Source organism: Bradyrhizobium sp. (genome assembly GCF_028868675.1).
Taxonomy (GTDB): domain Bacteria; phylum Pseudomonadota; class Alphaproteobacteria; order Rhizobiales; family Xanthobacteraceae; genus Bradyrhizobium.
Genome location: NZ_JAGWUA010000119.1, coordinates 1 through 14,922, shown reverse-complemented (window position 1 = coordinate 14,922; position 14,922 = coordinate 1). Strand labels below are relative to the sequence as shown.

At 66.0% G+C, this 14,922-nt stretch carries 12 protein-coding genes and 2 pseudogenes; 7 read left to right on the top strand and 7 right to left on the bottom strand.

Translation table 11 applies throughout. The features are described from left to right. A pseudogene (locus tag KGM94_RS16175) lies at positions 1 to 363 on the top strand (polysaccharide deacetylase); the annotation flags it as partial. Positions 364 to 449: 86 nt separating this feature from the next. Here the strand turns inward: KGM94_RS16175 and KGM94_RS16170 are convergent. Together KGM94_RS16170 and KGM94_RS16165 are read right to left on the bottom strand one after the other, a co-directional pair. Then, a complete protein-coding gene (locus tag KGM94_RS16170; protein ID WP_300261072.1) occupies positions 450 to 746 on the bottom strand; it encodes a PEP-CTERM sorting domain-containing protein in 297 nt (98 codons plus the stop codon). 45 nt (positions 747 to 791) lie between these two features. Continuing rightward, positions 792 to 1,259 (bottom strand): nuclear transport factor 2 family protein, encoded by a 468-nt coding sequence (locus tag KGM94_RS16165; protein ID WP_300261069.1) that lies wholly within the window; start codon positions 1,257 to 1,259, stop codon positions 792 to 794. 225 nt (positions 1,260 to 1,484) lie between these two features. On the opposite strand from KGM94_RS16165, the gene KGM94_RS16160 reads away from it, so the two are divergent. After that, on the top strand, positions 1,485 to 2,576 hold the full coding sequence (locus KGM94_RS16160; RefSeq protein WP_300261067.1) for a helix-turn-helix transcriptional regulator: 1,092 nt from the start codon (positions 1,485 to 1,487) through the stop codon (positions 2,574 to 2,576). A 540-nt stretch (positions 2,577 to 3,116) separates the two neighbouring features. Here KGM94_RS16160 and KGM94_RS16150 read toward each other — a convergent pair. Beyond that, positions 3,117 to 4,298 (bottom strand): MFS transporter, encoded by a 1,182-nt coding sequence (locus KGM94_RS16150; RefSeq protein ID WP_300261063.1) that lies wholly within the window; start codon positions 4,296 to 4,298, stop codon positions 3,117 to 3,119. Positions 4,299 to 4,913: 615 nt separating this feature from the next. Here KGM94_RS16150 and KGM94_RS16145 point away from each other — a divergent pair. From KGM94_RS16145 to KGM94_RS16135, 3 genes are all read left to right on the top strand, one after another. Further along, complete coding sequence (locus tag KGM94_RS16145) at positions 4,914 to 6,056, top strand: mechanosensitive ion channel family protein (RefSeq protein WP_300261060.1); 1,143 nt, start codon at positions 4,914 to 4,916, stop codon at positions 6,054 to 6,056. 84 nt (positions 6,057 to 6,140) lie between these two features. Continuing rightward, the gene (locus KGM94_RS16140; RefSeq protein WP_300261057.1) at positions 6,141 to 7,220 is read left to right on the top strand and encodes an HlyD family secretion protein; all 1,080 of its coding nucleotides are present in this window, start codon (positions 6,141 to 6,143) and stop codon (positions 7,218 to 7,220) included. Continuing rightward, positions 7,217 to 8,833, top strand: coding sequence for a DHA2 family efflux MFS transporter permease subunit (locus KGM94_RS16135; RefSeq protein ID WP_300261054.1), 1,617 nt, complete (start codon positions 7,217 to 7,219; stop codon positions 8,831 to 8,833). Before KGM94_RS16140 ends, KGM94_RS16135 begins: the two co-directional genes overlap by 4 nt. 159 nt (positions 8,834 to 8,992) lie before the next feature. Here KGM94_RS16135 and mog read toward each other — a convergent pair whose 3' ends face one another. Next, on the bottom strand, positions 8,993 to 9,556 hold the full coding sequence (gene mog, locus KGM94_RS16130; RefSeq protein ID WP_300261051.1) for a molybdopterin adenylyltransferase: 564 nt from the start codon (positions 9,554 to 9,556) through the stop codon (positions 8,993 to 8,995). A 109-nt stretch (positions 9,557 to 9,665) separates the two neighbouring features. Continuing rightward, on the bottom strand, positions 9,666 to 10,217 hold the full coding sequence (locus tag KGM94_RS16125; RefSeq protein ID WP_300261048.1) for a DUF2478 domain-containing protein: 552 nt from the start codon (positions 10,215 to 10,217) through the stop codon (positions 9,666 to 9,668). A gap of 250 nt (positions 10,218 to 10,467) precedes the next feature. On the opposite strand from KGM94_RS16125, the gene KGM94_RS16120 reads away from it, so the two are divergent. Beyond that, positions 10,468 to 12,615: an indolepyruvate ferredoxin oxidoreductase subunit alpha gene (locus KGM94_RS16120; RefSeq protein WP_300261045.1), complete on the top strand. Its 2,148-nt coding sequence runs from the start codon at positions 10,468 to 10,470 to the stop codon at positions 12,613 to 12,615. Beyond that, positions 12,612 to 14,144: an indolepyruvate oxidoreductase subunit beta family protein gene (locus KGM94_RS16115; protein ID WP_300261042.1), complete on the top strand. Its 1,533-nt coding sequence runs from the start codon at positions 12,612 to 12,614 to the stop codon at positions 14,142 to 14,144. The genes KGM94_RS16120 and KGM94_RS16115 overlap by 4 nt, the downstream gene beginning before the upstream one ends. Before the next feature lie 13 nt (positions 14,145 to 14,157). Here the strand turns inward: KGM94_RS16115 and KGM94_RS16110 are convergent, their stop codons facing one another. Continuing rightward, on the bottom strand, positions 14,158 to 14,613 hold the full coding sequence (locus KGM94_RS16110) for a thioesterase family protein (RefSeq protein WP_300261040.1): 456 nt from the start codon (positions 14,611 to 14,613) through the stop codon (positions 14,158 to 14,160). Between the two features lie 124 nt (positions 14,614 to 14,737). Continuing rightward, positions 14,738 to 14,922: pseudogene (locus tag KGM94_RS16105) on the bottom strand (enoyl-CoA hydratase); the annotation flags it as partial.

Below are 14,922 nucleotides of genomic sequence, written 5' to 3'. Positions count from 1 at the left end.
ATCGAATACGTCGCGGACTGGGTGATCGACGATCTGCCGCAGGACATCGCCACGCCCCACGGCACCATCACCACCATCCCCTATTCGGTGGAGACCAACGACATCGTCATCCATGCGCTGCAGCATCTGCCCTCCGAGCAGTTCCTGAAGCGCTGCACCGACCAGTTCGACCGTCTCTATCTCGAAGGCGCCGACAATGCACGGGTGATGGCGATCTCGATCCATCCCTACATCACCGGCGTGCCGCACCGGATCAAGTATCTGGAGGCGCTGCTCGACCATGTCATCAGCCATGATGGCGTGGCGCTGATGACCGCGAGCGAGATCGGCGACTGGTACCGCGCCGAGATGGCGGGCACATAGGGCCGTATTGCGGATCCACACCGATCGGCCCCTGACCGTGATCGCTCGATCCAAGAGGCTCGCCGTTGACGCCGGCGGGCCGAACGTCAGGCAGACATCGCCTTCCGGCCTTTGCCTCGATACGCGAGCCAGCCCAAACCGCAGAAGCCAAGGATCGTCATGGCCCATGTGGAGGGTTCAGGTACCGAAGCGACCGTGGTGACGATCGGGTCCATCGTCCCCGTGAACGTCCCGCCGCCAACGCCGGGTTTTATGCCGGCGTCGTTCGAAGAGCGGTTATCCAGGAATTCGAATGGGCCGCTGATGACGATCGGGTCGGCCAAAGCGCAGGTGGGGAGGAAAATGGACGCCAGGGATCCGAAAACAACGGGATAGTTTCGCATGTTCGCAACTCCCCTCTTGAAGACATTCTTTGGCGTTTGCTCTCGCTATTGGGTTTTCGGCGGCGCTTCCGGCGTAGCCGTCAGCAGCGCGATCTTCCAATCGTCGCCGGACCTGGTGAGGACGGCTCCCCAGTGCAGCTTGAGGTCCTTGGTCTCGGACTGCGATTTGATGTGAAGCGTAACCTCGCCATAGTCATAGACCACGTCACCAATTCTCCGAGCGTCGGCGACGGAGATGTCTTCCTTCTGGGCGCCGGATTTGATGCTGCTTTCGCGATGGCGCTGTATTGCCTCCCTGCCCTTGAACATCCCGGCCGGAATCTGAAACACGGCATCCTCGGTGAAGAGCTCGGCGATCTTTGCTGCGTCTTTCGATGCCGTTGCCTGCTCGTATTTGGATGTGACCGCGCTGGCTATTGCCATGGCGTCGTCGGCAGCGAGCGCCGAGGCATTTAAGCCGCAAAAAGCGAAGGCAACGCCGGCGCTCGCGGCGACGGCGGGAATGGTTCTCATGACGACCTCCTCGATATCCGTCGCGGCGGCACGACGACCGCAACGCGTGTATGCACGGATGCCGAGTTGAGGCCGCGTGCGCGGCCCTCTTCGGCAGCCGACCGTCGCAACGCGCGATACTGCCGCCTCGTTCGATCCCGCACATGGCCCGAACGGGGTAGGTTTCCTTCAAATTCGATTGACAAGGGTGCGCGCGGTCGCTTCGATCCCGGCGGGAGGCGCGTCGTGGTTGATTTCGACATTTTGTCGATTGTGGCCGCGCTCAATGCGGCATCACTCGACCCCGATCAGTGGCAGCCCGCGCTCGAACTGATCCAGAGGGCCACGCGCTCCTTCGGAGTCATCATGTTCCCGGTCGTTGGTACGCTACCGTACCTGGCGACGCGGTCGATGGGAGAAAGCTTCGAGCGCTATGTTCGCGAGGGCTGGAACCACCGAGACGAGCGATATCGGGGGATAGGCAAGCTCGTTCAGTCGGGTCTGTTTACCGACGCCGATATCATGCCCGAACACAATTTGCGAAGGAGCCCCTACTATCAGGATTTCCTGGCCGGCTGCAATTTGAAGGGCTATGCGGCGGTTCGCGTTGGGAGCGGTGATCCGATCTGGGCGCTGACGCTGCATCGCACCCTGACGCAGGATCACTTCTCCGAAAGCGAACTGGACGCGCTTCGGAATCTCTCGACACATCTCGATGGCGTGGCTGAGGTCGCCAGCGCGCTTGGCTTGGCACGCGGCTCGGCGTCGCTGTCCGCTTTCGACGTTGCGGGCAAAGCTGCAATTCTCTTCGACCGTGCCGGCGACGTGGTTCGGGTCAATCAGCTGGCCGAGAAGTTGCTGGACGAGGACACCAGGATCGTCGAACGCCGTCTCGTTTCCAGCGACAGAGCCGCGACCGAACGCTTCGCACGTGCTCTGAATGGATTGCTATGGTCAACTGAATCGGCCGGAGCAGCCCGGGTCAATTTCCCACGACGCGGACGAAACCCGATTACGGTGTATCTGATGCGGAGCTTTCAACTGGCGGATACACCGCTGTCCGCGTTCCATGCGCTTGCCATATTCGCCGATCCCGACGCGCGGCTCGTGCCCGAGATGCAGGCGATCCAGGCAGCTCTTGGACTGACGCCGGCTGAGGCTCGGCTGGTCATCGGGCTGCAAGCGGGCATGGATCTCCAGTCCCAGGCGTCATCTCTCGGGATCTCGCGCGAAACGGCGAAGAAGCACCTGCAAGGCATATTTGCCAAGACGGGATGCCGCCGACAGTCCGAACTCGTTGCGATGTTGGCAAATTTCCTGCCGCGTCAAGGTGGCTGAGGTGAAGAGCGGACGCTGACCTAGAGCATCGGCAAAGCCTGCTTTCTGGAGCGCGACGGTCGCCGCTACAATCGAGGTTCCCCCTGCGGCATGGCCGCATGGTCCGCGCGCTATCTCTCCCGTTGTCCCGGGTGCTGCGGGCTCAGCCAATCCGCCAGATCGGACGTCACCTCGTCCTGCCGCGCCCTGCGCAGCAAGATCTCCCGCTCCCTACCCGGCGGCAGATCCCGGGCCAACTCCCGCGCCCTGTCGGCCGCATCCAGCAACCGCGCCTGCAGCGATTGCGCCTGCCTGGTTCGCTTACGCCTGATCGTCATGTCCACTTTCGAAAGAGCGCAGCGAAGCGCCCCCGGCTGGAAACCGCTGACGCGCGCGCAAATATCTGTCCTCAGCCGGTGACGGCAAGACAATACCCTTCCCCGGAAAAGGTTCCCGTTCAGAGATGACCCGTCAAAGATCGAACTGGCCCCGGCGTTCGTCGGCAGACGGCCGCGGGGAAGGTCGGGCAGTCCCCGCCGGGGACGGGTGTCGGTCAGCCCGTCAGTACTGCCTGATCGCGGACCGCCACATGATCCAGACCGCCGTGGCGATCAGGCCAAAGCTCCCCAGCACGAGAAAGGTCGACGAGAAGCCCAGCGCCTGCGCGATCCAGCCGCCGATCGCCGGACTGGATGCAGCGCCCGCGCCCTGCACCGTGATGACCGCTCCCTGCGCGAGATTGACACGACCGGTTCCGTAGAGCGATCGCGCGACCATGCCCGGCACCGCCACGCTTTGCAGGCCGGTGCCGATGCCGTCGAGTATCTCGATCGGAATCACGCCCCACCAGCCGGCCAGGAAATAGGCGAGAACCCCGCGCAGCGGCAACACCAGGAACGAAGCCAGCATGATCAGCCAGTAGTTGCGCTTCTCCGCAACCCGCATGGCAACGATAGAGGCAACGACCATGACGCCTTGCGCGACGACCACGGTGGTGGCGACAAAGCCAGGCCCGTTGGCGTGGCTTTTCGCGACGGCCGACATGCCATACAGGGGGACGATCGCCGCGTTGCCGAGATGAAAGACGGCGAGCGCCAGTGCGAGCACAAGGAGCGGCTTGTGGCGGAGCAGCACGGTCAAGCCGCTCGGCCGGCTTTCCGGATCGTCCTCCTTGCTGCCGCGCGCCGAACGATCGTCGATCGAGCCGGGCGAAATCATGAAGACGCAGGCGATCGTGATCGCTCCGAACAATGCCGCAAGGAGAAAGACCGCGAAATAACCGAACTGCAAACCCAACAAGCCCGAGGTCGCCGCACCCACCATGTTGCCGGCGTGATTGAATGCCTGGTTCCGACCGTTCTGACGGTTGAAGCCCTTCTGACCGACGATTCCGAGCGTCATGCCGGTCACGGCAGGAACGATCGCGGCTCCGGCGATCGACGTTGCGATCTGCGAGATCGTCACCGCCCAGAAATTCTGCCAGACCAGGATGATCGACGACGCCGCGACCACCGCAACGCCGGGCACCATCACCCAGATGCGCTTGTGACGCGACGCATCGATCAACGCACCGACCGGCGTGGCGATCAGCATGCCGGCGATGTTGCCGATCGTCATGGCCGTGCCGATCATGCCGCTCGCCCAGCCGCGTTCGAGCAGGAACACGCCGAGGAAGGGGCCGATGCCGGACTGCATGTCGGCCATGAAGAAGTTCACGCCGAGCAGCGGCCAGAGACGCGTCATTCCCTCATGTCGTCGCGCACTGGCCATCGATGCTGGGCCCAAGCCGCACCCGAACGGGCGGCACTGGCTATAACGGCTGGTCCAAGCGCGCGGTTCGTCCCGGAATTTGCGTCATCCATCGCCGCGGCAACCGGTCAGCGGCTGCCGTCACTCGGTCCAATCAAAACCGGCTGGCCCCGGATCGGCGTCCGCCCCTCTGCTCTCCGGACGTCGCCTTAGCGGGACCTGGACCTGGTGCGCCTTGAAGGTGATCCCGCCGACCGACCGGTCCATGATCTCGGCAATGCGTGAAACCGGATATCGACCCGCCAGCGATTTCAGGCGAGCCACATCCTGAGGCGTCCAGCGTCGGCCCATGTCCTCAGACTCCTGCAGCAATTCCGCAGGCCTTGAAGTCGGGAAAGACCGGAAAGTTCCAACGGGCCAGCGCGCCGAGGTCGGGCGATTGTCGGAGGCCGGGGCGGCGCATTCGCGGTGGGCCGCCGATCGACCGCGGGAGCCGCCGTTCCCGTTCATGAACATTGAGAACGGGGGCGCCTCTCCGCTGCGGGCGGGGAGCGAAGCGGAACGGAACGCGTTGAATGTCCGAGGTTTGGCGCCATCAACGGAGGCACGATGGATCTGCAATCGATATTCGAACGGCTCGATCGCCTGTTCGCCTGGGTGCCATCCTGGTTCACGGGCCTTGCGATGGTCATCGTGGCAATTCTGGTGGCGTTGTTCCTCCACAAGCTCTGCACCGGGTTCGTCAGACGAACCGCCGGAACCCGGTTTTCGGTGGTCAATCCCTTCCTGGATCGCATCCTGGGTCCGACCCGCCTCGCCTTCTGTCTTCTTGCAGTCGCACTCGTGATGCCGCTCGCGCCGCTCGACGACGACATCCGCCAGCCCCTCACGCATCTCTTCGTCGTCGCGTTCATCGCGCTGCTGGGCTGGATATCGGTCCGCGTCGTCGACATGAGCGCGGCGCGCTATCTGCAGAGCTTTCGCGACGTCACCGAAAATTTCGTCGCCCGCAAGCATGTCACCCAGGTGCGCGTGTTCAAGCGCGTGACCGATACCGTCGTCGTCATCTTCGCCGCGTCCGCCGCACTGATGACGTTCGATTCCGTCCGGCAATACGGCATCAGCCTGTTCGCTTCCGCCGGCGCGGCTGGCCTGATCGTCGGCCTTGCGGCGCGGCCCCTGCTCAGCAACCTGATTGCCGGCATGCAGATCGCGATCACCCAGCCAATCCGCATCGAGGATGCAGTGATCATCGAGAACGAGTGGGGCTGGGTCGAAGACATCGCATCGACCTATGTCGTCGTGCGTCTCTGGGATTGGCGGCGAATGGTCGTGCCGCTCTCCTACTTCATCGAAAAGCCGTTCCAGAACTGGACTCGCGATACCGCCTCCTTGATCGGCTCGATCGCGCTCTACGTCGATTACCGGGCCGACGTCGCGCGCATCCGTCGGAAGCTGGAAGAGGCGGCAAAAGAATCCAGGCTGTGGGACGGCGCCGTGGTCAACCTGCAGGTCATCGATGCCGACGCACGCACCATCCAGCTCCGGGCTCTCGTCAGCGCGAGAAATGCGCCGCAATCCTGGGATCTGCGGTGCGAAATCCGGGAAAAGCTCGTGGCCTACATCCGCGACGAACTGCCGGATGCACTGCCCCGCGACCGCGCCATCCTGATGGTGCCGGATCGCAGCGAGGACACGGACGCGCGCGCCTTCCAGCTGGCGGAGAGCCGCCGCGCGAACGCCCACGGCTGAACGGGCGCCACCTCGTCCGTCCCCGGGACCAAAGTGCGCGCCCGCGCGTAGCCTCATCGCTACCCCCAGATCGAGGTGACCGCCTTGGACGCTCGCCCCACGGAGCGGAGCCGCTCGTCCGCAACGCCGCGAACGCTTCGTGACCGCCTGCGCGAACATTGGCTGCTGGCGACGGCCGTGCCAGTCGTGATTTTCATCGCCGCGGTGGGAGGAATTGCCTATTGGCTCAGCGTCCGCGACTATGAATCGACCGACGATGCCTTCGTCGCGGCGCGCAGCTTCTCGATCGCACCGAAGGTCGGCGGCTACCTCGTCGAGGTCCCCGTTACCGATAACCAGCATGTCGATGCCGGACAGCTGATCGCCGAAATCGACGACCGCGATTACCGGATCGCGCTGGATCAGGCCCTGGCCCAGGTCGCCGCGGCCGACGCCAACATCGACAACATCCAGGCGCAGATCGACAGCCAGCGCCAGCAGATCGACCAGGCTCGCGCACAGGTGGAGCAAGCCGAAGCGCAACAGAAGTTCGCCGAGCAGGAGGAGAACCGCGCCAGGGATCTGCTCCAGAAGGGAGCCGGCACGGTCCAGCGCGAGCAGCAGACCCGCTCGGACCTGCAGTCGCAGCAGGCCAACACGGCGCGAACGAAAGCGGCCCTGATCGCGGCCGAACTCGGCATCAAGACCCTCGACGCCCAGCTCGAGGGCGCGCGCGCCTCGCTCAGGCAGGCGCAAGCCCAGGTGGACCAGGCCAGGCTCAATCTGGCCTATACGAAGGTGACGGCGGCGCAGCCCGGCCGCGTGGTCAAGCTCTCGGCTGCCGTCGGGGCGTTCGCGACCGCCGGCCAGAGTCTCGCGATGTTCGTGCCGGATCGAATCTGGATCGTCGCGAACTACAAGGAAACACAGCTTCGCGACATGCGGCCGGGCCAGCCCGTCGAATTCACGATCGACGCCTACCCCGGACGAAAGCTGACGGGACGCGTCGAGTCGGTGCAGCCCGGTTCGGGCACCGCCTTCAGCCTGCTGCCGGCCGAAAACGCCACCGGCAATTTCGTCAAGGTCGTGCAGCGCGTGCCGGTCAAGATCGTGGTGGACCACTGGCCGGCCGACATCGCGATCGGACCGGGCATGTCCGTCGTGCCCTGGACGAAGGTGCGATGACGGAGACCGTCCGCGGAGATGCGGCCGGCGGCTGGTCGCCGGAACGGTCCGCGGCCGGCGGGCACAACCCCTATCTGATCGCCTTCGTCGTTTCGATTGCGACCTTCATGGAGGTTCTGGATACGACGATCGCCAACGTGGCGCTGCGCTACATCGCGGGCGGGCTCGCCATCGGCCTGGACGAGAGCACCTACGTCATCACCAGCTATCTCGTGGCGAACGCCATCGTGCTGTCCATTTCCGGCTGGCTGTCGACCGTCATCGGCCGCAAGCGCTTCTACATGATCTGCGTCGCCGTGTTCTCGGTTGCCTCCCTGCTGTGCGGTCTTGCCTGGAATCTGCAGGCCCTGGTGCTGTTCCGCGTCCTGCAGGGCCTCGGCGGCGGCGGCATGGCGACCAGCGAACAGGCCATTCTCGCCGACTCCTTTCCGCCCGAGAAGCGCGGCCAGGCGTTCGCGATCTACGGCATCGCGGTCGTGGTCGCGCCCGTCATCGGTCCGACCCTCGGCGGCTGGATCGCCGACACCTATTCCTGGCATTGGGTGTTCCTCATCAACGTGCCGATGGGCCTGTTGTCGCTCTTCCTGGTCGGCACGCTCGTGAACGAGCCATCGGGCGCGGAACGCGAGCGTGAGGCGCTGCTGAGCAAGGGGCTGCGGGTCGACTATGTCGGCTTCGTGCTGGTCGCGGTCGGGCTGGGCTCGCTCGAATACGTGCTCGACGAAGGGCAGCGCAACGACTGGTTCGGATCGAGCATGATCACGGCTTTCGCGATCACGGCGGCTTTCTGCCTAGCCAGTCTCGCGATCTGGGAGCTCCTGCAGGAGTATCCCATCATCGATGTACGGCTGCTCGGGCGGCGGCAATTCGGCGGCTGCTTTCTCGCCATGCTCGGCACCGGCGCCATCGTCATCGCGACCACCCAGATCCTGCCGCAGCTGTTGCAGACCGAGCTGAACTACACCGCCATGCTCGCAGGCCTCGTTCTCTCCCCCGGCGGCCTCGTGACCATGGCGATGATGCCGGTGACGGGACGACTGATCGGCTCGGTGCAGCCGAAATATTTGATCGCGGCGGGGGCGGCGATCGCCGCGCTGTCGATGTGGCATCTGACCGGCATCAACGGCGAGATCAGCTATGGATACGCGGCGATGTCGCGCATCTATCTCGCGATCGGACTTCCCCTGCTCTTCCTCCCCATCACCACCGCGTCCTATGACGGCGTTCCCCCCGACAAGACCAACCAGGCCTCGGCCCTGATCAATGTCGCGCGCAACCTCGGCGGGTCGATGGGCGTGGCCCTGGTGCAGACCGTGCTGGCGCAGCGTCAGCAGTTTCACCAGGCCCGGCTGGTCGAACACATCGTTCCATCCGATGTCGGCTATCAGCAGACGATCGATACGATGACACAGTACTTCCGCGCGCAGGGCTCCAGCGCATCGGACGCCGCATCACAGGCGATCGCCTGGGTCGGGCAGACCCTGCAGCATCAGGTCGATCTGCTCGCCTATATCGACGCGTTCTGGACGCTTGCGATCATCGGGACGATCATGGTTCCGATCGCACTCTCGCTGCGGTCCATCGATCTCACCGCGGCCCCGCGAGGCCACTGACGGCTTCCCGCCGCTCATCCAAGCACGGGCTCGCCCGTTTCCTGCCCGGGCACGCTCACGTGGGCAAATCACCGGAGCTCCCGGATCGCCGCCGCGGCTAATGCGATCGCCCACGCCTTGCCAAGATCGTCCTGATCGGAAGCCGGCCAGGCTCGGCGCTCAGGCGCCACCGGGACGGAACACGCGGCAGACATCCGCCCTCGCCTCGATGCGTCCGGCGCCGATCAGGTCGAGGCAATAGGGAATGGCGGGAAAGACCGCGTTGAGGCACAGCTCGATCGAGGACGGACGGCCCGGCAGGTTGACGATCAGGCACTTGCCGCGCGTGCCGGCGGTCTGCCGCGACAGGATCGCGGTCGGCACCTGCTCCAGGCTCTTCTGCCGCATCAACTCGCCGAAGCCGGCGAGCTCGCGCGTGATGACGGCGCGGGTCGCCTCGGGCGTGAGATCGCGCGGCGCGGGGCCCGTTCCGCCCGTCGTCAGCACGAGACCGCAGCCGTCGCGATCCGCCATCTCGGTCAGCGCCGCGGCGACGCTCTCGACGCCATCGGGCACGATCTTGACGATCGGGGTCCAGGGCGAACTGATGACCTTGTCCAGGAAGGCGTGGATGGCCTTGCCGCTCTCGTCCCGATATTCGCCGCGGCTGGCGCGGTCGGAGATCGTGAGGATACCGATCCGCACCAATTCCGTAACACCTTCACTCTGACTCGAGCCGCTCATTCCACACTCCGCAAGGCAAGTCTATTGGCCTGACACCGGCCTCCTTATGCGGTCGGAACAGGCGCGGCTCTTTGCTTTCGGACAAATTCCGAATACTGGCCCGCCGGCACTATCGCAGGTGCTGCAGCCAGCGCTCGACTGCGTCGGGGTCGGGAGGCAGTTCGGTCGCCAATCCGCCAGCAAAGCCGCGCCAGACATCGAGGCCCTGCCGGGGCACGCCGATCACGACCGGAATGCCGCGGCCGATCGCTCCGGCGACGAGGTCGCGCAAGCCGCCGCCCTGGCATTCGGCCTTGCCAAACTTGTTGAGCACGAGAACGTCGGGCGCCCGCGCCAGGCTTCCCTCGACCCGCGCGGTCGCGTCCGCCAGCGCCGCCTGATCCAGCCGGCAGCCCGCCGCGCCGGAGCCGCGGTTTTCGAACAGGACGGTCCGGTGCCCCGAGGTCAGATCCTCCAGCAGCACGTTGCAGGGCTGATCGGTCTTCTCGAAGACCTGATGCTGCACGACGCCGGCGACCGCCAGGCCTGCCGCGCGCCAGCGATCCACCAGCGCCTGGAACAGGGCGCCGGGATAGGCCTCGTCCGGATAGACGATCGCGGCCACCGACCGGATCTGCCCGGACGATAGTTCCTCCGACAGCTCGGATGGCGCAACCGACATGCAGGCTCCACTTCCGTACGACAGGCGCCCTCGCCCTTCGCCACGCGAACACAAGCGAGCCGGCCACGCAACGTCAAGGCCGAAATTGGCAACGGGCGATCCCCGCCGCGACGGTCCCGGATGGCTTTCCGACTTTATCGGCCCCCGCTCGCGGCCGGGATGACTTCGGTCAAGTACCGGCGGCGATTCCTGTACTCATATCTTTCCCGATATGCCGCGACGCCGGGCAACGGCGCGAGGAGCTGTGGTCATGGCGGAACGCTCGTTCAAGAAGGAAGTGGAGCTGCTGCGGCTCGGCGCCGGGCAGGAATTCAAGGGCGAAGGCATTCTGGCCGTCACCAAGGCGCTGCTGCAGTCCGGCGTCAACTACGTCGCGGGCTATCAGGGCGCGCCGATCTCGCATCTCGTCGACGTGCTGTCGGACGCTTCCGACATCCTCGACGAGCTCGGCATCCGCTTCGAGATGAGCGCCAACGAGGCGACCGCGGCGGCGACGCTGGCGGCGTCGGTGAACTACCCGCTGCGCGGCGCGGTCACCTTCAAGGGCGCGGTCGGCACCAACGTCGCCTCCGACGCGCTCGCCAACCTGTCCTCCAGCGGCGTCACCGGCGGCGCGCTGATCATTCTGGGCGAAGACTACGGCGAAGGCTCCTCCATCATGCAGGAGCGCAGCCACGCCTATGCGATGAAATCGCAGATCTGGCTGCTCGATCCGCGCCCGAACCTGCCCTCGATCGTGCGCGCGGTCGAGACCGGCTTTGCGCTCTCCGAAGCGTCGCACACGCCGGTGATGCTGGAATTGCGCATCCGCGCCTGCCACGTCTACGGCTCCTTCACCGCCAGGGACAATGTGCGGCCGGCTTTCACCATGCAGGATGCCCGCTCCTCGCCGCGGCGGGCCACCGATCGCATCGTGCTGCCGCCGGCGAGCTACCAGCACGAGCGGGAAAAGGTCGAGCAGCGCTGGCCCGCGGCGGTCAAGTTCATCCAGGACAACCGGCTGAACGAAATCTTCGACGGCGAGGCCGACGACATCGGCATCATCGTGCAGGGCGGCCTCTACAACACCGTGATGCGCGCGCTCAAGACCGTCGGCCTTGCGGATGCCTTCGGCGAGACGCGCGTGCCGGTTTATGTCCTCAACGTCACCTACCCGCTGGTCGATCCGGAGGTTCTCGGCTTCTGCGACGGCAAGCGCGCGGTGCTTCTGGTCGAGGAAGGCCAGCCGGAATTCATCGAGCACGCCATCAACACCATTTTGCGGCGCGCCGGCGCGCCGACGCGCTGCGAGGGCAAGGGCATGCTGCCGCTCGCGGGCGAGTACACCGGCGCCGTGGTCAAGGCCGGGCTCGTGAAGTTCCTGCAGGCCTGGCGCCCTGACCTGTTGCCGGCCTCGGCTGCGGCCGCAAACGCGGCGGTCGAGACCGCGATGGCGCTGGTGGCGCCGAACGTGCAGGGGCGGCCTCCGTCGTTCTGCACGGGCTGCCCGGAGCGCCCGATCTTCGCCGCCATCAAGCTCACGGAGCGCGAGCTCGGCCGGCACCACATCAGCTGCGACATCGGCTGCCACCTGTTCTCGGCGCTGCCGCCCTTCGAGATCGGCAACACCGTCATGGGCTACGGCCTCGGCGGCGCCGGCGCGGCCGCGCTGGCCTCCGCGGAAGGCAAGCGCGCGATCGCGATCCTCGGGGACGGCGGCTTCTGGCACAATGGCCTGGTCTCCTCCGTCGGCAATGCCGTGTTCAACAAGAGCGACGCGGTCCAGATCATCATCGACAACGGCTATTCGGCGGCGACCGGCGGGCAGGACATCATGTCCTCCGAAGCCGACAACCGCCAGCGCGCCACGCGCAACACCATCGAGCGCGCGGTGAGAGGCGTCGGCGTCGGCTGGGTCCGCACGATCTCGCGAACCTACGATCTCAGGCGGATGCGCGACGCGCTGAGAGAGGCGCTGCTGACGGCAACCAAGGGCCCGAAGGTGATCGTCGCCCGCTCCGAATGCATGCTGAACCGCCAGCGCCGCGAGCGGCCGCTCATGAACCAGAGGATCAAGGCGGGCTTACGCACCGTGCAGGAGCGGTTCGGCGTCGATCCCGACACCTGCACGGGCGACCATTCCTGCATTCGCCTGTCCGGCTGTCCGTCGCTGACGATTGCGCCAAATCCGGACCCGCTGCGGCGCGAGCCGGTGACGAAGGTCATGCAGTCCTGCGTCGGCTGCGGACTGTGCGGCGAGGTCGCGCATGCCGCGGTGCTCTGCCCGTCCTTCTATCGCGCCACAATCGTGAGCAATCCGTCCCGATGGGACCGCCTGCGCGCGGCCATCCGGAACCGCCTGATCTCCGCCCTGCAGCGGCGAATGGCACGATCGAGCGCAGCCGGAGCCCGGGCATGAGCAGCGCGACCTCGATCAACATCGCGATACTCGCCATGGGCGGCGAAGGCGGCGGCGTGCTCGCCGACTGGCTGGTGCGGATCGGCGAAAGCCACGGCTATCTCGCCCAGACCACCTCGGTGCCCGGCGTGTCGCAGCGGACGGGCGCGACAATCTACTATCTCGAGCTGTTTCCGATGAGCACCCGCCGCGGCGACGAACGCATGCCGGTGCTCGGCCTGATGCCGATGCCCGGCGACGTCGACCTCGTCGTCGCTTCCGAGTTGATGGAAGCCGGCCGCGCCATCCAGCGCGGCCTGGTGACGCCGGATCGCACCCATCTGGTGGCCTCGACGCATCGCGTCTATTCGATGACCGAACGCACGGCTCCCGCCGACGGACGGGTCGACGCGCAGTCCATCCTGAAGGCCTGCAACACCGCCGCGCGAAAACTCACGGGCTTCGACATGGCGAGGCTGGCGGAGGCGAACCGCAGCGTGATCAGCTCGGCGCTGCTCGGCGCGGTCGCGGGATCGCGCGCGCTCCCTTTCCCGCGCGAGGCCTATGAGGCGGCGATCCGCGCCGACGGCGTCGGCGTCAACGCAAGTCTCGCGGCATTCGCCGCGGCCTATTTGGCAGCCGAACAGCCGGCAGGCGCCGAGGCGGCGCGCGAACGGCAGGATGCGCCCGCCGGCCCCACAAATCTGCCGCTACCCGCCGGGCTTTCCGGCGAAGCACGGGCGGTTGCGATGCTGGGCGCGCAACGCGCAGCGGACTACCAGGACGAGGCCTATGCGCGGGACTATCTCGCGCGGCTCGCGCCCTTCGTCGCGCTCGCCCAACCCATGGGCGAGGCCGGACAGCAGCTCCTCGCGGAGGTCGCGCGGCAGCTTGCGCTCGGTATGACCTACGAGGACACGGTCCGGGTTGCGGAGCTCAAGATCCGCGACACGCGGTTCGACCGCGTGCGCTCCGAGATCGGCGCCGCTCCCGATCAGGTCGTCGAGATCGCTGAATTCATGCATCCCCGCCTCGAGGAGATCGCCGACACCATGCCGGCAGCAGTCGGACGCTGGATGCTGCGCAACGGATTCGCCAAGGCCCTCGTGACGCGGCTCGCCTCGCGCGGACGCATCGTGCGCACGAGCTCGCTCCGCGGCTTCCTGCTGCTCTATGGCGTGGCGTCGCTCAAGCGCTTCAGGCGCGGCGCGCTGCGCCACGACCGCGAGATGCGGTTCCTGGCGGGATGGCTCGACATCGTCCGCCAGGCGGCCGCGATCGATGCTTCGCTTGCTATCGGGTTCGCCCGCCTGCGCAACCTCGTCAAGGGATATGGCGACACGAGCGAGCGCGGGCACGCCAAATACCAGGCGATCTGCAGCTTCATGTCCGGCGAACTGCGCAATCCCTCGGCGCCGGCGATGCTGAAGACCCTGATTGCCGCGGCCGAGAAGGACGAAGCCGGCGCGGCGCTTCACACCGAGATGGAAAGACTGCGGCGAGAGATCGCAACCGCCGATCAAGGCACGACCGCGCTGCAGGCAGGGTGAGGCGGCGCGCCCGTCAATCGACGATATAGGCGGCCGAGCCGGTCGCGATCTGCTCGCCGGCGTCGTTGACGAGCTCCATATGGACCACCGCAACGCGGCCGCCGAGGCGCACGACGCGCCCCGTTGCAATGAAATATTGCCCGCGGCCGGGCCGCAGATAATCGACGCGCAGGTCGATGGTGCCGATGTTCGGGAATTGCGCCACCGTCACCGGCTCGGGCTTGGCGGTATAGGACGCCAGCGCGATCGCGAGGCCGCCGACCACGTCGAGCGCCGCCGAGATCACTCCGCCATGCAGGATCTGGCGGACGGGATTACCGACCAGCTCGGGCCGCATGTCGAATCTCAGCCGCGGCGCCTCGAGATCGAGCGATTCGAGCTTGAGACCGAGCACGCGGTTGAACGGGATCATGTGCTCGAAGGCGCGCCCGATTACCGCTTCAAAGCCCTCGGTTTCACCACTCGCCATGCCCACAATTCCTTCGACGAACGCCCGCTCGGCGCGCGGCCGATACCTAGCCAAGCGCGCGCCGCGCCGCAAGACGGCATTCGGCCGAACGCCCTCCCCGCTACGCTGCGTCGTCCCTCCGGGCTCAATTGCCCTCGAACACGGGCTTCTTCTTCGCGACGAACGCCTCGTAGGCGCGTTCGTAATCCTTGGTCTGCATGCAGATCGCCTGCGCCTGGGCCTCGGCCTCGATCGACTCGTCGACGCCCATGTTCCACTCCTGGTGGATGCACTTCTTGGTCATGGCGTTCGCGAAGGTCGGACCATCGG

Coding starts and splice junctions, on each gene's coding strand:
- KGM94_RS16170 (WP_300261072.1), bottom strand. CDS start 746: ATGCGAAACTATCCCGTTGTTTTCGGATCCCTGGCGTCCATTTTCCTC.
- KGM94_RS16165 (WP_300261069.1), bottom strand. CDS start 1,259: ATGAGAACCATTCCCGCCGTCGCCGCGAGCGCCGGCGTTGCCTTCGCT.
- KGM94_RS16150 (WP_300261063.1), bottom strand. CDS start 4,298: ATGACGCGTCTCTGGCCGCTGCTCGGCGTGAACTTCTTCATGGCCGAC.
- KGM94_RS16145 (WP_300261060.1), top strand. CDS start 4,914: ATGGATCTGCAATCGATATTCGAACGGCTCGATCGCCTGTTCGCCTGG.
- KGM94_RS16135 (WP_300261054.1), top strand. CDS start 7,217: ATGACGGAGACCGTCCGCGGAGATGCGGCCGGCGGCTGGTCGCCGGAA.
- mog (WP_300261051.1), bottom strand. CDS start 9,556: ATGAGCGGCTCGAGTCAGAGTGAAGGTGTTACGGAATTGGTGCGGATC.
- KGM94_RS16125 (WP_300261048.1), bottom strand. CDS start 10,217: ATGTCGGTTGCGCCATCCGAGCTGTCGGAGGAACTATCGTCCGGGCAG.
- KGM94_RS16120 (WP_300261045.1), top strand. CDS start 10,468: ATGGCGGAACGCTCGTTCAAGAAGGAAGTGGAGCTGCTGCGGCTCGGC.
- KGM94_RS16115 (WP_300261042.1), top strand. CDS start 12,612: ATGAGCAGCGCGACCTCGATCAACATCGCGATACTCGCCATGGGCGGC.
- KGM94_RS16110 (WP_300261040.1), bottom strand. CDS start 14,613: ATGGCGAGTGGTGAAACCGAGGGCTTTGAAGCGGTAATCGGGCGCGCC.